Raw genomic sequence first — 16,080 nt, 5'->3', positions numbered from 1 at the left:
TTAATAGTTTTTAAAGAAATGTACCCGGCAACGAATAAAGTCGCCGGGTATAAATTTATTTATCTTAAAGTCCTAACCAACCATCAACTTTAGATTTATTATTTTTCATCCATGTTCTAGCAACATCAGCTGGTTGTTTTTTCTCAACTGAAATTGCATATGCCATAGCTGAAACATCATCTCCTGTTAATTGAAAGTTCTTAAAAAACTCAACAATAGCTGGAGATTTACTTTCTAAAGAAGTACCCCAACCAATTTGAATTTTTTTAAGTGCATCTTTTGAAGCAACATAAGATTTTTTGTACCAGTCAGCATCTTCTTTAGGTTGTACCATTTTGTATTTAGCTGGATCATGTTTTGGCTCTTCCAACATAACTACATCTGCCATTCCCCAAATTGCGTGTGGTTTATAACAATAGAATGCATAACCTTCACCTTTTTTAATTGAGTCAAGTACTCTTGCATTTTTAACTGCTTCCGCTGCTCTTATCGCTTCAATCCCAGCATCATATAAACCGTAGTCTCTTAATTTAACTTGGTTAGCATTTGCTGATGCCCAACCATCTGCTCCAATCCAAAATTCACCTTTACCATTACCATCACTATCCATTGCTTTAACAACTTCTGGTCTAGCTAAGTCTTCGATTGCAGTAATATTAAATTTTTTCGCAAACTGTTGAGAAACACAATAACCTTGGTCTCCATCATATGGGTTGCTACTTAATTTTAAAGTTCCTTTTGGAACTAGATCATTAGTATAAGCCTGTTGGTTTGGTAACCAGATATCAGGGTGAACTTCAATTTCACCTTTACTTCTATCAATTGCACCATAGATCGCAGTATTATTTCCTGGAACTAATTCTGCTTCTCCACCCATTTTGTCTATAACAACTGCTGCTAATAAGTTAGCAATAGCTGTTGCACCTGTCCAACCTGGATCTCCTATTTTAACTTTTTCAGCAAATGTTGAAAAAGTAGCAAATAAAGAAATTAAACCAGCTACAAGTGTAGTTTTTATTATTTTCATTATATCCCTCTCGATTAATTTAAAAACGAAGCATAACTTAAAACTTTTGAGCAAGTCAAAGAAAATTAGCTACTTATTATGGTTGCTATGATTGAGTTTTAAGAGTGACTAATCCAAATAGTTTTAGTTTGAAGGTATTGATCTAACGCTTCTGTACCTTGATCTCTACTTAATGAACCAGACTGTCTATATCCACCAAAAGGTGTTTTAATATCACCTTCAGAAAAGGTATTAACTGAAACAGTTCCACATGGAAGGCTTTTAGCCATATGAAAAGCTCTATCTATATCTTGAGTAAATACACTTGCGTGTAATCCATATTTTGAATTGCTTGCAATTTTTAAAGCCTCTTCATCACTATTAATTGTAAGAACTCCTAAAACTGGTCCAAAAATTTCCTCTTGAGCAATGGTCATGTTTTCTTTTAAATCATCAAAAAGAGTTGGTTTTGCAAAAAATCCTTTTTGATCACCACTTGAAACTCCTCCGAATAATAGTTTAGCTCCTTCATCAATTCCTTTTTGAATATATCCATCAACTGTTGCTAAATGTTTTTTAGAAATCATTGACCCCATGTTTGAACTTGGGTCTAATGGGTCTCCAGCTTTAAGAGCTTTTACTTTTTTTGAAACTTTGTCTAAAAATTCATCTTTAACTTTGCTGTGAATTATTTGTCTCATATTTGCTGAACAATTCTGTCCACCATTCCAAAAAGCAGAATTAATTGCATTATCAATTAAATCATCTGTAATCTTTGCATCTTCTAAAACGATAAATGGACTTTTACCACCCATCTCTAAACCAATTGTTTTTAAATTACTTTCACCAGAATATTTCATAAATAGTCCACCAACTTCTGTTGAGCCTGTAAATGAAACCGCATCAACATCATTGTGTCTACCAAGTGCTTCACCCACATCTCCGAAACCAGGAACAACATTTAAAACTCCATCTGGAATTCCTGCTTCTTTTGCAATTTGAGCAACTCTAATTGCAGTTAGTGGTGTATCTTCTGCTGGCTTAATTATAACAGAACATCCTGCAGCTAATGCTGGTGCCATTTTCCAAACTGCCATCATTAAAGGAAAATTCCAAGGAACAACTCCAGCAACAACACCAATCGGTTCTTTAACAATTAAACTTGTTAATGATGGTTCTGTTGGACCAACTTTACCAAATACTTTATCTATTAATTCTCCATACCACTGAAAATGCATTGGAGCATCATTTGCAACCTCATTAATGCAGTCCCCGATTAATTTTCCTGTATCTACACATTCAAGAACAGAATTTTCTTCTCCAGTTTGTCTTAGTAGTTCCGCAAATTTAAGCAAAACATCTTTTCTAAATTCTGGAGATGTTCTAGACCAAACACCACTATTAAAAGCTTTTCTTGAAAATTTAACAGCTAAATCAACATCCTTATGATTACATTTTGCAACAGAGCAAAGAGTTTCACCTGTTGCAGGGTTTATATTTTCAAACTTTTCACCATCAATAGCATCAACGTATTTACCATCAATAAAAGCTCTGCCTTCAAACTTAATCTTGCTTGCTATAGATTTATAATCAGAAGCCATTAATCTGCATTTGCAGTTAATGTTTTAATCTCTAAAATATTTTCATTAGGATCTTTTACAAAGAAAGTTTCTTGCTCATATTTGGTACCTTTAAATCTTAAATAAGGTTCATCATAATATTTGGCACCATTATCTTTCAATCTTTGTTTAAGAGCATTAAAATCTTTTCTAGATAAATGAACACCGAAATGTGGAACAGAAACATTGCCCATATCAACATCGTGTCTTTCACTATCCATTTTATGTTCACTTGCATGAAGAGTTAATTCATTTCCCCAAAAGTCTACATCTGCCCACTCTTGTGCAGAATTATCCAATCTACAACCTAATGTCTCACTATAAAATTTTTTTGCTACTTCAAGATCTCCACAAGGTACTGCTAGATGAAAGCAATTTGTGTTTTTGTACATAAGTTTCTCCTCTTTAAATTCGTTATATAATGACTATATAGTCCAATATAATATTTTAATCAATAAAAGCTAAATTCATGAATGACTTTTTACAATCTATAATAGATAGAGATCCTGCGGCAAAATCTAAGTTAAGTTTAATTTTAACTTATCCTGGTATTAAAGCAGTTTTTTTTCATAAAATTGCTAATTTTTTTCACCTTGCTAAGTTTCATTTAGTAGCAAGAATAATTTCACAACTATCAAGATTTTTAACTGGAATTGAAATTCACCCAGGTGCTAAGATTGGAAAAAATTTATTTATTGATCATGGTATGGGTGTTGTAATTGGTGAAACTTCTGAAATTGGAAATAACGTAACTATTTATCATATGGCAACATTAGGTGGGATCGCACCAAGCATTAATTCAAATGACCAAAGACAAGTTAAAAGACACCCAACATTAGGTGATTGTGTCGTAGTTGGTTCTGGTGCTCAAATTTTAGGACCTGTAATGATAGGTGCCAATGCTAAAGTTGGAGCTAATGCAGTTGTTACTAAAGATGTTCCTGAAAATGCAATAATGGTTGGAATCCCTGCTAAAAATGTTGGAACAGCAACTGAGGAATTTAAACCTTATGCTGTAGAAGAGGTAGATAAAGACACTTCAAGCTAATGAAAAATATTCAAGACAACTTTATTTCAGGAATTGGTAACACTCCTTTAATTAAGCTTAGAGCTGCATCAGAAATTACTGGATGTAATATTTATGGTAAAGCAGAATTTATGAACCCTGGTGGTTCTGTTAAAGATAGAGCAGCACTTACATTAATTAGAGACGCTGAGAGTAAAAAATTAATTTCTAAAGGTGGAACTATTGTTGAAGGTACAGCTGGTAATACAGGAATAGGCTTATGTCTACTTGGTAATTCACTTGGTTATAAAACAATAATTGTAATGAATGATAACCAAACTCAAGAAAAAAAAGATTTACTTAGAAATATTGGTGCTGATTTAAGATTAGTTCCAGCTAAACCCTATAAAGATGATGCAAACTTTGTAAAAGTTGCAGCAAAACTTGCTGACGAACTAAGACCAACAAATAACAATGGAGTTGTTTGGGCCAATCAGTTTGACAACGTTGCTAATGCTAAAGGTCATTATGAAACAACAGGTAAAGAAATCTGGGAACAAACTGAAGGTAAAGTTGATGGATTTGTATGTTCGTCTGGAACAGGTGGAACAATTTCAGGAGTAAGTAATGCCCTTAAAGAAAAAAATAAAGATATTAAAATTTACTTGTCAGACCCTAAAGGCTCAGCTCTTTATAATTATATAAAAAATGGTGAATTAAAATCAGAAGGTGGCTCAATAACTGAAGGTATTGGCTCAAGTAGAGTAACAAAGAATTTTGAAAATGCCAAAATAGATGACGCCTACTCTATTGATGACCATGAAGCGCTTCCTATACTTTATGATTTAATTGAAAATGAAGGTTTAAGCCTTGGTACTAGCTGTGGAATTAATATTGCTGGTGCGATTAGAATGGGTAAAGAACTTGGTCCTGGAAAAACCATCGTTACAATACTTTGTGATAAAAGTGAAAAGTACGCTACTAAAATGTTTAATAAGAAATTTTTAGAAGGAAAAGGTTTGCCTTTTCCTAACTGGCTTTAATACATATAAATTTTATCTGCTAATCCATAGCAAAGAACTGCACTAATAATTGTAAAAACTAAAGGAGCGATTACAGCTTCATTAAAGTCGTTTCTCATGCCTGTTTTATCAATCTTAATTGAGTAAGTATTAACAATTAATACACAAAGGTTTTGCACAAAAACTAAATTGAAAAATGCCCACGTTCCTTCGACACCATTTGGTCTAACAAACATAACATATAGAGCCATCAAAAAAGAACCTAGAAATATTGCACCTGTCATACGCATGATAGTTGCGGCTGTCTCATCAATTTGAAATTTTTCTCTATATCTTTTGTTATCAATAATCATTTGATAAGCATAAAAACCTAAGCCCAAAAAATGAATTGAGAATAAAATTAAGTAAAAAATACCATTAAATTTTTCAATCATAAATTTAATCTTTAATTAGAATCATAATACAGGATTTTTATTAAATGATTATAGGCTTTATGCGCACAGTAAATTTATACAAGAAATAGTTGTATGAAATTTTTGCATACATGGTGACAAAATATAGCATTTTAAAATTAATCAAAATTTATTAACTTTTTAATAATAATAATTAACAAGTGAGATTAATATAATGCAAGCAATATATACAAGAACAATGAGAGTAACAGACGATGGTTTAGACAAAGCTATGGAGATTTGCCAAGGTTTAGCTAAGGTAAGAAAAAAATATTTTCCTAAACACCAAATTTATTTTTCTTTTCAAGTAGGTGGTGATCCAAGAACAATTCGAGAAACTCTAATTGGCACAATGTTTGAAGGAGAAAATGAAGCTGATGCAAAAATGTCAGCTGATAAAAAATATCAAAGCCTTCAAAAACAATTAAAGAAATTTGCAGTTGAAGGAACTATTGAAGACGAAATCAGAGTCATCTTTAGTGAATAAACTTAAAAATCAAAAAGGAGATAAGAAATGGTAAAAGAAATGTTAGTAGTGGCTAAGTTTAAAGAAGGAGAAGGTAAATTCGAAAAATTTATGGGATTTATGCAGTCTCCAGAAGGATTAGCTGAAAGATCAAAAGTTGCTATTGTAGAAAAAACTATGGCGTCAGTAACACCTGATAAAAGTGCAGTGATGTTTAAAATACATTGTACTGATGAAGCTGCTTTAATTAAGTTTATTGAAGGTACTGAAGTGTCTAAACCTATCATGGATGAAGTTATGGGTAGTTATATGATTTACGATTTAACTAAAGTTAAAGAAGGATAATATATGTCAATGTTAGCTAAAATGGATGCTGCTATGACAGCTAAAGACGAAGCTGCTATGAATGAAATTTTCCATGATGATTATAAGTTTACCATGCATGCATCAGGAAAAGTTATGGGAAAAGCAGATGTAATTAAATGGGCAATGAGTGGAGATATCAATAAAGATAAAATTAGAGTTCTTTTTGAGAATGATGAAATTGGTGTTGAGCACTCATTTGTAACCTTTAATGACGGTAACACAGAGGCAGTAATGGCTGTTTACAAATATCAAGATGGAAAAGTCGTTTCACTTGAAACAGGTGCTACAAAAATACCCAAATAACTAGTTGGGTCGTTTTGCGCATGCAAAGTGACAATGTTGGTTATATCAAAAATTTATTATTTTCCTATTGTTTGGTTAATTAATCAAATAAAGGAAAATATGAAAAAAATAGTAATAACATTGTTCTTAGTACTTTTTACAAGTTCAGTTTACGCAGGTTCATGCCCAATGATGGTTAAGAATCTGGATGATAAAATTGCAGAAGCACAAACGCTAAAAGATCAAGGTAAAGCAGCTCATGACGCTGGTGATCATGCAAAATCAGAAGAGCTATTAAAAAAAGCTCTAGAACTATTTAAAAGTTAATAAACAATTACATACATCTAGCAAAGTTTCATTTATGATTTTTAAATGAACTTTGCTGGACTTTTTAAATACTAAAATAAAAAAATGTTTGTGACTATTCTTTTTGACTAAGTGACAAATACTAAACCAAAGTATGTAATAAAAAAATTACTTCATGAGAAAAGGTTATCCCACTTAAAATGGCTATATTTCATAGGATTTTGAAATAACTTGTATTAATCATTAATATATTTAAAAAGACTCATATTAAATAAAGGAAAATATGAAAAATATTATAATCATGATTGTTTTATCTTTTGTCTTAATATCTTGTGCTTCTATTAAAGATAAAGTACCAAAGTTAAAAACGTGCGATGGAAGTAAAGATACTCTTGCTGACGTTCTTTGTAAAAAGAATTAGTCAATCATAAATTATTAGGGGTGTCACACTTTTCTCAGTAGAAACCCCTTATAATAATTTGTATAGTGAGCTGCTTGATTTTTGTTGGATATATAAGATTGCTTGATGTCAAAGATTTAAAAGTAGTTATATAAATTTAGAAAGATTTCATTTAAAGTAAGCATATGAACATGACAACTTCATATTTGTTTTTAGTTTTAGCTATTTTTTTAGGTGTCACATCAAATAGCTTTGCGAAAAGTGCTAACGGTTTTACTCTCCTCTTTCCAAGTATTATTACTGCAATTACAATTGTCTCATGTATGTATGCGCTATCAATGGTAATGAAAACTATACCCATGGGTATTACTTATGCTTCCTTCGCAGGTCTTGCAATCATTGCAACTGTTATGGTTGGTGTAATAAAATATAATCAAGTACCAAATCTTTATACAATAATAGGATTATGCTTTATTATTGTGGGTGTATTGATGGTTAACTTGTTAGGAGATAGTTAAATCATGCTTTCAAAAAAATACTCCCAAACTTTGTTCATACTGATAATGGCATTTGGTATGAGTGCAATTATGAGTGTAGTAGTTACAATTGTTAACACAGGTATAGAGGGGAATTTTTTTATTAGATATTTTAATTCTTGGACTTTTGCATTTCCTGTCGCAATAGTTGCTGCATTTATTATAGCACCTTTAGCAAAAATACTGGCCAATAATATTGCTTCAAAAAAATAATTGTAAATAATTTTACGGAAATAAATATTGTAAGGTGAGTTTCTAAAATTATTGAAATTATATTACTTCATAAAATTACATTCAATCAATATATTTAGCATAAAATGAAATAAATGTTTTGTTTGTAATATTTATAAATGGTATTGTCTTAATATCAATAAAGGAGGATGATTATGAGCTTATCACCACCTGACACATAACTGGTGTGATTAAATAATCAAAGACTTGACAAGATAAGAAAATATAAATCCATTATGGATTGTAGCGTTTACCGCTAACTTACAGGGGAACTCTTTTGGAGTTTGCCAAAAGGGTGACCCCCTTAAAAAAATTAAGTCTCAGCTTTTTAAGGGAATACTCAATTAAAGTAAAAAAATACCACCTCGATATAAGCCTAATTATCAAATTTTAGAATATCTACTTTTAAGATAAATTGTTGTTTTTTGAACTAAGAGAGCAGAAAACAAAGTCATAATTATAAAATCAAAAACTGACTTCAAAAAAATTACAATCAAGAATTTTGTAGAAAATATTCGCACATCATTAATATGAGTTATTCCATCATGAATATTTACATAAGAGTAAGGAAATAAATAGATGTATCTAGCAATAATTAGAAAAAATAATAATTTTAACACTTTATTATCTGTGCTGCTTTTTAAACTTAATAAATGAGGTATCATCAGAATCAAAAAAACTTCTCTGTAAAACCAATTTGAAAATAGAAAAAAACAAATTACAGACGTGTATCCACCAACCATAAAAAGTTTAGAGTTATTTGAAAAAATATCATTTTGCAATTGGTTTGATAATGAATTAAAATTTTTATTAATTTTTACCACTAAGAAGATAAATAATGAATAAGTTAACAACAGCATAATTTGATAATTCAAATTAAAAATATATTCTAAAATTTTGGGGATTGAATTTAGAGAAAATAGATAGTGATACCCTGGCTTTCCTGCACGAAGAGCTTCTAGAAAAAATAGAATAGTTTCTGTATAAAAATATGCATAAGCTAGTGTGACAAAAGATATAAGCAAAATTACTAAAAAAATATTTTTATTTGTTCTTTTTTGGCTTTCAAAAAATATATTAATAAATAATGCTACTGGATAAACTTTAATTAAAGATACAAATAAAATAGAAAACCAATTAATAACATAAATTCTATTAAAACAAATTATGATAGCTAGTATATAAACAATCATATCAAAATTTAATCTATCAAAAGCTAGAAGCACTGACGGATTAAATATAATTAAAAACAATAATAGTTTTTCAATCTTATTTTTTGGATTAATAATTTTTATTGTTAAAAAAATAAATAAAAAAATTATTATAAAGGGCAAATATTTAGTATAAAAAACTGCTAATACATCGTTGTAAGGAAGAAAAAGCAAAGCATGTCCATAAGATATTGGATAAGCTTTTTTACCATCACAGATTACTGAGTAGCTCTCGTTAATAACATATAAGTCCACACCAAGCGAGTGACACTCAAGCCAATTAACCATCGCCATATAATCAACAAATCTTGACGATAATTGCCAGTATAAATTAGCAACTATATCTGAATTTATAATAATTAAAATAATTGGGAATATTAGTATGGTATAAATTAATATTTTTATTTTATCAAAATGCATACTAATTATTATATATACAATGAATCTATAATACTATTATTTATAATAACTTTTCAATTTTTTTGTCCTGCTTTTTTTACAAAATAAAGTCCTATTAATACTGCGAATAATGAAACTAAAACTTTATCAGTAATTAGTTCATCTAAAAATATATAACTTAAAATAATTCCAAAAATAGGTATTAAATAAGAAACTTGAGACTGAAATATTAGTCCATTGTTTTTTAAAATTCTAAATCTAAGAAGCCATGCTAAACCTGTTGATACTAAACCAAGATAAACTACAGAAATACTTGACACTATTGAGGGTGTAGTTTCCCAAGGTTTTTCTATAAAAGAAACTAAGGGTATCAAAATTATTATAGCCCAAATTAATATTGAGCCTGTTACATTCTCATTTTTTTTATCACTGATTTTAAGAGTTAAAACTCCACCTATGACATAACAAGTTGACCCAAGTAAAATCATTAATGCAGAGAAAAAATTATTATCATTAATTAAAATATTGTCTGAAAATAAATAAACTATTCCTGAAAAACCTATTAATATTCCAAATGTTTTAATAAAATTAAATTTTTCATTTTTAGTAAAAAAATGTCCTAATACAGTTGAGCTTAATGGTGTAGTAGACATTAATATTGCTGCTAAATTACTTTGAACTGATTTTACACCGTAGGCAATTAAAAAAAAAGGTAGCACCAAATTTACAAATCCAATTATAGCAAACCAATACCAATCTTTTGAAAAAGCTTCTATTTTAATTTTTTTATAAAAACATAATAATAGTACTGGAATTGATCCAAAAAAAACTCTTAAGAAAGCAATTGTAATAGGACCAAAGGATTCTGTTGCAATTTTTATATTAAAAAAAGCTGAAGCCCATATTAAAGATAAAATTACTAATAGAGTATAATCAATTAATTTAGGTTGTCTCATTCAATTATATCTTCAACTTTCCCATATGTAATTTTTTGAATATCATTAAAATTAATCTTAAAAACACAGTTTGGATGTCCCGCTGCAGCAAACAGTTCATTAAACCTTTCTAAAGATTTATCTATAAAAATTTCTAGCTTATTTAAATGACCTACTGGTGAAACACCACCTATTGTATAGCCAGTTTGATTTTTAACTTCTTCTGGAGAAGCCATAGAAATATCTTTTTCATCTTTAATCTTTTTTAATTTATTTAATGAACATCTCTTGTCACCTGCCACTAAACACAAGGTAAAATTATCCCCAGTTTTAAATAATAAGCTCTTAACAATTGCACCCACATCACAACCTAAAGCTATTGCTGCATCTTTTGCTGTTCTGGCCGAATTCTCAAGTACGATAACTTCCAAAGATTGGTCAAAATCTTTAAGAAATTTTTCCACTCTTTTAACCGGTTCTTTGTCTAATAAGCTCATATTTCAACTAACAATTGATTGCTAATTTAGCAAATAATGTTGTAATTCATATGTAAAAAACGCATAGGTGATATTTATTAATCAAGCAATATTGTTTTAAAAAGATTTGCTAATAATGGGCTACAAAATTTAAAAAGGGAGAAACTATGACTGCTAGTAATGTATTAAAATTTATTAAAGATAAAGAAGTTGAATTTATTGATTTAAGGTTTACTGACCCTAGAGGAAAACTTCAGCATTTAACTATGGACCATACGATTGTTGACGAAGAAATGCTTAATGAGGGTGTATTTTTTGATGGTTCATCCATAGCTGGGTGGAAGGCTATCAACGAATCAGATATGATTTTAAAACCTGATACATCAAGACTTGTTATGGATCCTTTTACTTCTCATAATACTTTAATACTTTTTTGTGACATTTTAGATGCTGTTAAAAAATCTCCTTACGAAAGAGACCCAAGAGGAACAGCAAAAAAAGCAGAAGAATATTTAAAAAAATCTGGAATTGGTGATAAGGCATTTTTTGGTCCTGAACCCGAATTTTTTGTTTTTGACGATGTTAGAATTAATAACAATCCAAATAATACTGGTTTTATAATAGACAGCAAAGAAGGTCCTTATAATTCTGGAACCATATATGCCAATGGAAATATGGGTCACAGACCTCCAGTAAAAGGTGGATACTTTCCAGTTCCTCCAGTTGATAGCGAACAAGATATGAGAGGTGAATATTTAAAAAGTTTAAAAGAAGTAGGAGTTAAAGTTGAAAAACATCACCATGAAGTTGCTCCAAGTCAACATGAGCTAGGTATGGTTTTTGGAACTTTAGTTGCAACAGCAGATAATGTTCAGCTTTATAAATATGTAGTTCAAATGGTTTCTCATTCATTTGGAAAAACAGCAACGTTTATGCCTAAACCTGTTGCTGGTGACAATGGTTCTGGAATGCATATTCATCAATCAATTTGGAAAAATGATAAGCCCGTTTTTTCTGGTGAAGCTTATGCCGGATTATCAGAGATAGCATTACATTATATTGGTGGTATTTTAAAGCATGCAAAAGCTATTAATGCTTTTTCAAACTCTACAACAAATAGTTATAAAAGATTAATACCAGGATTTGAAGCACCTGTACTATTGGCTTACTCAGCAAGAAATAGATCTGCATCTTGTAGAATACCGATTAGTTTAAATAAAAATGGTGCTAGATGTGAGATAAGATTTCCTGATGCATCAGGAAACCCTTACTTAACTTTTGCCGCTATGCTTATGGCTGGTTTAGATGGTATTAAAAATAAAATTCATCCAGGTGAATCTTTTGATAAAGATCTTTATGACTTACCTCCTGAAGAGGTTAGAAATATCCCAACTGTTTGTGGCTCCCTAAGAGAAGCTATGGAAAGTTTAGATAAGGATAGAGATTTTTTAACTGAAGGTGGTGTATTTACGGATGATCAAATTGATGCTTACATTGCATTAAAATTTGAAGAGATACATAGATTTGAACATGCGCCTCATCCTGTTGAGTTTGAGATGTATTACAGTAGCTAAAATTATTACTGTCTAGTAGTTGCGATTTTATCTTTGTTAATTCCTTTTTTAACAACATAATCCTGCGTGCCATTAGCACCAGTATTTACTTCCGTTCGAAGAGTCTTAAAGAATGTTCTTTCTTTTAATGATTTTTCTAATGATTTAACAAGATTTTTAAATTCAAATTTGTTCATATTTATTAAATACCATAGATATGCGTAAATTGCAATACTGATATGCGTATTTGTTATATTAGACTTTAAAAGATTCTCCACAGCCACAACGCTCAGATTCATTGGGATTATTGAACACAAATGATGAAGAAAACTCCTCTTTTTTATAGTCCATTTCGGTTCCAAGTAGATACATTACTGCAGCTGCATCAACAAATACTTTTACACCCTTATCTTCGATAATCTCATCTGTAGGATTAACTTCTTTAGCATATTCCATAACATATGACATTCCTGCACAACCACCAGATTTGACTGCTACTCTGACACCAATTGAGCTTGATTCAATTCCAGACATAATTTCTTTAATACGACTTGCAGCATTATCACTTAGTTTAATTATTGGATTCATTATAAATTTAACTCCAATTTAGCCGCCTCTGACATCATTGACTTTTCCCAAGGTGGTTCAAAAACTAAATCAAGATCAACTTCTTTAATACCTTCCACTTGCATGGCACTATCTTTAACTTCTTGAGGTAAGCTTTCAGCGACAGGACAATTGGGTGTAGTTAAAGTCATTATAATTTTAGCTTTATTCTCTTTTACCTTAACATCATAAATCAAACCTAATTCATAAATATTAACTGGTATCTCAGGATCATAAATTTTTCTAATTTCAGCTATTACTTGTTCTCTTAAATCCATAATTTTATCTAGTTTTCAGTATTGATTTCTTCTTGAGTTTTGTCAATTGCAGAAATTAAAGTGTGCCATGATAATGTTGCACATTTTACTCTCATTGGATATTGTTTTACTCCAGATAAGCACATTAACTTAGTTTTTTCATCTTCCTGTAAATTTTTTGATTTTAATTCAGGGTTTTCTTTAATCATACCCAAAAAATCATTTACAATTTCTTTGACTTGAGCTTCTTCTTTTCCCTTCATTAAATCGGTCATAATTGATGCTGATGCCATTGAAATTGCACAGCCACTTCCCTCAAATGAAACATCTTGTACTTTTTTATCTTCATCCAATTTTAGAAATATATGAACATTATCACCACATAAAGGGTTATTACCTTTTGCATCTTTGTTAAAATTTTCTGTCTTTCTTAGATTGCGTGGATTTTTTCCATGTTCTAAAATAATTTCTTGATAAAGTTCTTTAATATTCATTATAGATTAAAAATTTTTTTACAGTTATTTATTGAGCTATTAAGTTGGTCTAGATCTTCCTTTGTATTATAAACACCTAAAGAAGCACGTGCGCTTGCTGAAATTCCTAATTTATCATGTAAGATTTGACAGCAATGGTGTCCAGCTCTTATAGCAACACCATCTTCATCTAATATAGTGGCTATGTCGTGTGGATGTACACCTTCAATTGTAAAAGATAAAACTGCAGCTCTATTTTTAGGATTACCTATTAATTTAACAGAATTGTTTCTTTTTAAGATTTCTTGTCCATATTCAATTAATTCTTGTTCATGTTTAATCATACTTTCTATTCCAACTTTTTCTAGAAACTTTATAGATTGATCAAAGGCAATAACTTGTGCTGTTGCCATTGTTCCTGCTTCATATTTGTTTGGCAAATCACCATAAGTGATACTGTCTTTTTTAACGTCATTAATCATACCACCACCACCTTGATAAGGAGGTAATTGTTCTAACCATTTTTTTTTAGCATAAAGCACTCCAAGACCAGTTGGTCCATACATTTTATGACATGAAATAGCGTAAAAATCACAGTCAATATCTTGCATATCTAACTTTAAATGTGGCGCACCCTGACAACCATCAACTAAAACTGCGATACCTTTTGAGTGAGCTAATTCTGTTATTTCTTTAACTGGCAAAACAGCTCCAGTCACATTAGATAAATGAGTAATAGCAATTAATTTTGTTTTTGAATTTATTTTTTTTTCAATACTTTCGAGAGTAATTTCCCCATCATCATTAATTTCTGCAAATTCAATCTTAATTCCTTTTGATTGTCTTAAAAAGTGCCATGGCACATAATTAGAGTGATGTTCAAGTTCAGTTATAAGAATTTCGTCTCCATGTTCTAAATATTTTTGGCCAAAAGTATTAGCCACAAGGTTAATTGCTTCTGTGGCACCTTTAGTAAATACAATTTCATTTTTATCTTTAGCATTAATATATTTTTGAACAGAAGATCGTGTATTTTCATAAAGATTAGTTGCTGCCACAGCTAAGTAATGAACACTTCTGCCAGTATTTGAAAATTCATTAGTATAAAATTCGTTAACTCTATCAATTACTGATTGTGGTTTTTGAGATGAGTTAGCACTATCAAGATAAACAAGATCGTTATTATGAATCTTGTTACTAAATATTGGAAACTCTTTTTTTATGTCTGATATACTCATTCTGTAATTCCTATCATATTTTTAATTAGATCTTTAATTTCTATATCTGTAATTTTTTCTACTGCATCAAGTAAAAAACCATTGATTAATAATTCTTTTGATTGCTGATTACTCAAACCACGGGACATCAAGTAAAATATTGCATCTTCATCTAAATTTCCAGATGTTGCTCCATGAGAGCATTTTACATCATCAGCATAGATCTCAAGTTCTGGTTTTCCATCAAATTCAGTATTCTCACTTAATAATAAAGCCTTACTAAGTTGATACCCATTTGTTTTTTGAGCTTTTGAGTCTACATAAATTTTACCTTGATAAATACCTTTTGCATTTTCATTTAAAACACTTTTAATTAATTGATAGCTTTTTGTATTTTCAGCTAGATGATTAATATTAGTTTTGATTTCATGATGTTGTGAGTTTGTTAAATTTATTATTCCATTAATAAATGCTGAGCTGTACTCATCATTTAAATTACAATTAATTTCATTTTTTATAAATTTAGACCCAGTCGAAAAAATAAAGTTTTCTGAAATACTATTTTTTTCTAAATTAATATTATTATAAGAATATTTAATATTAGAATTTTTTTTATGATCAATCTTATAATTTTTAAGAATAGCATCTTGTGCAATATCAAAATTTTGAACTATATTTATAAAATTATTTTCAGAACTATCATCAAACAAATCTATAAGTTTCAAACTACTATTTTTTTCGAGAACAATGTCTGTTTTCAAATTGATCGCTGTTGATTTAAGTTCTTTGGTTGTAATATTGTATATAATTAATGGCTCATTCATTGAATAGTTCTCTTTAACCGTTACCCTGATATAACTGGCAATGAGAGCATTGTTCAATGAAACCAATGAATTAACTTCTTTAGAATTTTCATTTTGATTTAAATCTCTTGTTATCAAAACTTTAGTGTCATCTTCAGAGCTAAAATCAACTTTTGAAATTACTCCGTTAAGAAAAATTATCTTATTATGTGCAAATTTATCAATAAAGGTAGTTTCATCAATCTCACTTATTTCAAAGTCGGTATGAAAGCGTAAATTTTCAATATTAGAAGAAATTATCTGATTCAAATCTGAAAATTTCCAATCTTCCGCTCTTTTATTTGGAAAACCATTCTCTACAAATTGATTAAAGTTTTCTTTTCTAGAATTTATACTTTTCTCTGAAAGTTTTAAACTTTCTATGACTTTATTAAAATCTACTTTTAGTTGTTCCATAA

General features: G+C 29.8%; 23 protein-coding genes. 10 read left to right on the top strand and 13 right to left on the bottom strand.

Translation table 11 applies throughout. The features are described from left to right. Positions 1 to 64: 64 nt before the first annotated feature. The 3 genes from ABXT63_RS02040 to ABXT63_RS02030 form a co-directional block, all read right to left on the bottom strand. Positions 65 to 1,027: a glycine betaine ABC transporter substrate-binding protein gene (locus ABXT63_RS02040; protein WP_415278832.1), complete on the bottom strand. Its 963-nt coding sequence runs from the start codon at positions 1,025 to 1,027 to the stop codon at positions 65 to 67. Positions 1,028 to 1,125: 98 nt separating this feature from the next. After that, complete coding sequence (locus ABXT63_RS02035; protein ID WP_415321387.1) at positions 1,126 to 2,607, bottom strand: aldehyde dehydrogenase; 1,482 nt, start codon at positions 2,605 to 2,607, stop codon at positions 1,126 to 1,128. Next, the gene (locus ABXT63_RS02030; RefSeq protein ID WP_415284124.1) at positions 2,607 to 3,017 is read right to left on the bottom strand and encodes a VOC family protein; all 411 of its coding nucleotides are present in this window, start codon (positions 3,015 to 3,017) and stop codon (positions 2,607 to 2,609) included. The genes ABXT63_RS02035 and ABXT63_RS02030 overlap by 1 nt, the downstream gene beginning before the upstream one ends. A 77-nt stretch (positions 3,018 to 3,094) precedes the next feature. On the opposite strand from ABXT63_RS02030, the gene epsC reads away from it, so the two are divergent. Together epsC and ABXT63_RS02020 are read left to right on the top strand one after the other, a co-directional pair. Further along, the gene (gene epsC / locus ABXT63_RS02025; protein WP_415321385.1) at positions 3,095 to 3,673 is read left to right on the top strand and encodes a serine O-acetyltransferase EpsC; all 579 of its coding nucleotides are present in this window, start codon (positions 3,095 to 3,097) and stop codon (positions 3,671 to 3,673) included. After that, positions 3,673 to 4,674 (top strand): cysteine synthase A, encoded by a 1,002-nt coding sequence (locus tag ABXT63_RS02020; RefSeq protein WP_415321383.1) that lies wholly within the window; start codon positions 3,673 to 3,675, stop codon positions 4,672 to 4,674. Before epsC ends, ABXT63_RS02020 begins: the two co-directional genes overlap by 1 nt. On the opposite strand, the gene ABXT63_RS02015 is transcribed toward ABXT63_RS02020, so the two are convergent. Continuing rightward, positions 4,671 to 5,087, bottom strand: a complete 417-nt coding sequence (locus ABXT63_RS02015; protein ID WP_415321381.1) for a hypothetical protein — start codon at positions 5,085 to 5,087, stop codon at positions 4,671 to 4,673. The two genes, ABXT63_RS02020 and ABXT63_RS02015, sit on opposite strands and share 4 nt — an antisense overlap. 193 nt (positions 5,088 to 5,280) lie before the next feature. Here ABXT63_RS02015 and ABXT63_RS02010 point away from each other — a divergent pair, with 193 nt between their 5' ends. The 7 genes from ABXT63_RS02010 to ABXT63_RS01980 all read left to right on the top strand — a co-directional run bounded on the left by ABXT63_RS02010 (position 5,281) and on the right by ABXT63_RS01980 (position 7,674). Continuing rightward, on the top strand, positions 5,281 to 5,592 hold the full coding sequence (locus ABXT63_RS02010) for a hypothetical protein (RefSeq protein WP_415321380.1): 312 nt from the start codon (positions 5,281 to 5,283) through the stop codon (positions 5,590 to 5,592). Positions 5,593 to 5,619: 27 nt separating this feature from the next. After that, positions 5,620 to 5,916 carry a hypothetical protein gene (locus ABXT63_RS02005; RefSeq protein WP_415321378.1) on the top strand — a complete coding sequence of 99 codons (297 nt, stop codon included), beginning with the start codon at positions 5,620 to 5,622 and terminating at the stop codon, positions 5,914 to 5,916. A gap of 3 nt (positions 5,917 to 5,919) precedes the next feature. Next, positions 5,920 to 6,240 carry a nuclear transport factor 2 family protein gene (locus ABXT63_RS02000; RefSeq protein WP_415321376.1) on the top strand — a complete coding sequence of 107 codons (321 nt, stop codon included), beginning with the start codon at positions 5,920 to 5,922 and terminating at the stop codon, positions 6,238 to 6,240. A 99-nt stretch (positions 6,241 to 6,339) separates the two neighbouring features. Beyond that, entirely contained in the window at positions 6,340 to 6,546 is a 207-nt protein-coding gene (locus ABXT63_RS01995; protein WP_415321374.1) for a tetratricopeptide repeat protein, read from the top strand. Between the two features lie 262 nt (positions 6,547 to 6,808). Beyond that, a complete protein-coding gene (locus ABXT63_RS01990; protein WP_415321372.1) occupies positions 6,809 to 6,946 on the top strand; it encodes a hypothetical protein in 138 nt (45 codons plus the stop codon). A gap of 164 nt (positions 6,947 to 7,110) precedes the next feature. After that, positions 7,111 to 7,443, top strand: coding sequence for a DMT family transporter (locus tag ABXT63_RS01985; RefSeq protein ID WP_415321370.1), 333 nt, complete (start codon positions 7,111 to 7,113; stop codon positions 7,441 to 7,443). Positions 7,444 to 7,446: 3 nt separating this feature from the next. Then, the gene (locus ABXT63_RS01980) at positions 7,447 to 7,674 is read left to right on the top strand and encodes a DUF2798 domain-containing protein (protein WP_415321368.1); all 228 of its coding nucleotides are present in this window, start codon (positions 7,447 to 7,449) and stop codon (positions 7,672 to 7,674) included. Between the two features lie 401 nt (positions 7,675 to 8,075). Here the strand turns inward: ABXT63_RS01980 and ABXT63_RS01975 are convergent, their stop codons facing one another. From ABXT63_RS01975 to ABXT63_RS01965, 3 genes are read right to left on the bottom strand one after another with little or no spacing between them, the layout of a single operon-like run. Next, complete coding sequence (locus ABXT63_RS01975) at positions 8,076 to 9,323, bottom strand: hypothetical protein (protein WP_415321366.1); 1,248 nt, start codon at positions 9,321 to 9,323, stop codon at positions 8,076 to 8,078. 53 nt (positions 9,324 to 9,376) lie between these two features. Continuing rightward, complete coding sequence (locus tag ABXT63_RS01970; RefSeq protein WP_415321364.1) at positions 9,377 to 10,258, bottom strand: DMT family transporter; 882 nt, start codon at positions 10,256 to 10,258, stop codon at positions 9,377 to 9,379. Continuing rightward, the gene (locus ABXT63_RS01965; protein ID WP_415321363.1) at positions 10,255 to 10,734 is read right to left on the bottom strand and encodes a YbaK/EbsC family protein; all 480 of its coding nucleotides are present in this window, start codon (positions 10,732 to 10,734) and stop codon (positions 10,255 to 10,257) included. Before ABXT63_RS01965 ends, ABXT63_RS01970 begins: the two co-directional genes overlap by 4 nt. Positions 10,735 to 10,880: 146 nt before the next feature. On the opposite strand from ABXT63_RS01965, the gene glnA reads away from it, so the two are divergent. Continuing rightward, positions 10,881 to 12,287 (top strand): type I glutamate--ammonia ligase, encoded by a 1,407-nt coding sequence (gene glnA / locus ABXT63_RS01960; RefSeq protein ID WP_415321361.1) that lies wholly within the window; start codon positions 10,881 to 10,883, stop codon positions 12,285 to 12,287. Between the two features lie 5 nt (positions 12,288 to 12,292). On the opposite strand, the gene ABXT63_RS01955 is transcribed toward glnA, so the two are convergent. Genes ABXT63_RS01955 through sufD form a run of 6 tightly spaced genes read right to left on the bottom strand, consistent with a single transcriptional unit; the run spans position 12,293 to position 16,078 of the window. After that, the gene (locus ABXT63_RS01955) at positions 12,293 to 12,463 is read right to left on the bottom strand and encodes a hypothetical protein (RefSeq protein ID WP_169036262.1); all 171 of its coding nucleotides are present in this window, start codon (positions 12,461 to 12,463) and stop codon (positions 12,293 to 12,295) included. A 58-nt stretch (positions 12,464 to 12,521) separates the two neighbouring features. Then, a complete protein-coding gene (locus ABXT63_RS01950; RefSeq protein ID WP_415303598.1) occupies positions 12,522 to 12,854 on the bottom strand; it encodes a HesB/IscA family protein in 333 nt (110 codons plus the stop codon). Beyond that, positions 12,854 to 13,150, bottom strand: coding sequence for an iron-sulfur cluster assembly protein (locus tag ABXT63_RS01945; protein ID WP_415321360.1), 297 nt, complete (start codon positions 13,148 to 13,150; stop codon positions 12,854 to 12,856). Before ABXT63_RS01945 ends, ABXT63_RS01950 begins: the two co-directional genes overlap by 1 nt. An 8-nt stretch (positions 13,151 to 13,158) precedes the next feature. Next, the gene (gene sufU, locus ABXT63_RS01940) at positions 13,159 to 13,623 is read right to left on the bottom strand and encodes a Fe-S cluster assembly sulfur transfer protein SufU (protein WP_271492521.1); all 465 of its coding nucleotides are present in this window, start codon (positions 13,621 to 13,623) and stop codon (positions 13,159 to 13,161) included. Further along, on the bottom strand, positions 13,623 to 14,840 hold the full coding sequence (locus ABXT63_RS01935; protein ID WP_415286768.1) for an aminotransferase class V-fold PLP-dependent enzyme: 1,218 nt from the start codon (positions 14,838 to 14,840) through the stop codon (positions 13,623 to 13,625). The genes sufU and ABXT63_RS01935 overlap by 1 nt, the downstream gene beginning before the upstream one ends. Beyond that, complete coding sequence (gene sufD, locus ABXT63_RS01930; RefSeq protein ID WP_415321359.1) at positions 14,837 to 16,078, bottom strand: Fe-S cluster assembly protein SufD; 1,242 nt, start codon at positions 16,076 to 16,078, stop codon at positions 14,837 to 14,839. The genes ABXT63_RS01935 and sufD overlap by 4 nt, the downstream gene beginning before the upstream one ends. Positions 16,079 to 16,080 lie beyond the last annotated feature (2 nt).

Origin of the sequence: Candidatus Pelagibacter sp. Uisw_092, assembly GCF_047729545.1 — a bacterium.
GTDB lineage: Bacteria > Pseudomonadota > Alphaproteobacteria > Pelagibacterales > Pelagibacteraceae > Pelagibacter.
Note: the sequence above shows the minus strand (reverse complement) of the source record. Positions and strands in the feature narration are given on the sequence as shown.

Coding starts and splice junctions, on each gene's coding strand:
- ABXT63_RS02040 (WP_415278832.1), bottom strand. CDS start 1,027: ATGAAAATAATAAAAACTACACTTGTAGCTGGTTTAATTTCTTTATTT.
- ABXT63_RS02035 (WP_415321387.1), bottom strand. CDS start 2,607: ATGGCTTCTGATTATAAATCTATAGCAAGCAAGATTAAGTTTGAAGGC.
- ABXT63_RS02030 (WP_415284124.1), bottom strand. CDS start 3,017: ATGTACAAAAACACAAATTGCTTTCATCTAGCAGTACCTTGTGGAGAT.
- epsC (WP_415321385.1), top strand. CDS start 3,095: ATGAATGACTTTTTACAATCTATAATAGATAGAGATCCTGCGGCAAAA.
- ABXT63_RS02020 (WP_415321383.1), top strand. CDS start 3,673: ATGAAAAATATTCAAGACAACTTTATTTCAGGAATTGGTAACACTCCT.
- ABXT63_RS02015 (WP_415321381.1), bottom strand. CDS start 5,087: ATGATTGAAAAATTTAATGGTATTTTTTACTTAATTTTATTCTCAATT.
- ABXT63_RS02010 (WP_415321380.1), top strand. CDS start 5,281: ATGCAAGCAATATATACAAGAACAATGAGAGTAACAGACGATGGTTTA.
- ABXT63_RS02005 (WP_415321378.1), top strand. CDS start 5,620: ATGGTAAAAGAAATGTTAGTAGTGGCTAAGTTTAAAGAAGGAGAAGGT.
- ABXT63_RS02000 (WP_415321376.1), top strand. CDS start 5,920: ATGTCAATGTTAGCTAAAATGGATGCTGCTATGACAGCTAAAGACGAA.
- ABXT63_RS01995 (WP_415321374.1), top strand. CDS start 6,340: ATGAAAAAAATAGTAATAACATTGTTCTTAGTACTTTTTACAAGTTCA.
- ABXT63_RS01990 (WP_415321372.1), top strand. CDS start 6,809: ATGAAAAATATTATAATCATGATTGTTTTATCTTTTGTCTTAATATCT.
- ABXT63_RS01985 (WP_415321370.1), top strand. CDS start 7,111: ATGAACATGACAACTTCATATTTGTTTTTAGTTTTAGCTATTTTTTTA.
- ABXT63_RS01980 (WP_415321368.1), top strand. CDS start 7,447: ATGCTTTCAAAAAAATACTCCCAAACTTTGTTCATACTGATAATGGCA.
- ABXT63_RS01975 (WP_415321366.1), bottom strand. CDS start 9,323: ATGCATTTTGATAAAATAAAAATATTAATTTATACCATACTAATATTC.
- ABXT63_RS01970 (WP_415321364.1), bottom strand. CDS start 10,258: ATGAGACAACCTAAATTAATTGATTATACTCTATTAGTAATTTTATCT.
- ABXT63_RS01965 (WP_415321363.1), bottom strand. CDS start 10,734: ATGAGCTTATTAGACAAAGAACCGGTTAAAAGAGTGGAAAAATTTCTT.
- glnA (WP_415321361.1), top strand. CDS start 10,881: ATGACTGCTAGTAATGTATTAAAATTTATTAAAGATAAAGAAGTTGAA.
- ABXT63_RS01955 (WP_169036262.1), bottom strand. CDS start 12,463: ATGAACAAATTTGAATTTAAAAATCTTGTTAAATCATTAGAAAAATCA.
- ABXT63_RS01950 (WP_415303598.1), bottom strand. CDS start 12,854: ATGAATCCAATAATTAAACTAAGTGATAATGCTGCAAGTCGTATTAAA.
- ABXT63_RS01945 (WP_415321360.1), bottom strand. CDS start 13,150: ATGGATTTAAGAGAACAAGTAATAGCTGAAATTAGAAAAATTTATGAT.
- sufU (WP_271492521.1), bottom strand. CDS start 13,623: ATGAATATTAAAGAACTTTATCAAGAAATTATTTTAGAACATGGAAAA.
- ABXT63_RS01935 (WP_415286768.1), bottom strand. CDS start 14,840: ATGAGTATATCAGACATAAAAAAAGAGTTTCCAATATTTAGTAACAAG.
- sufD (WP_415321359.1), bottom strand. CDS start 16,078: ATGGAACAACTAAAAGTAGATTTTAATAAAGTCATAGAAAGTTTAAAA.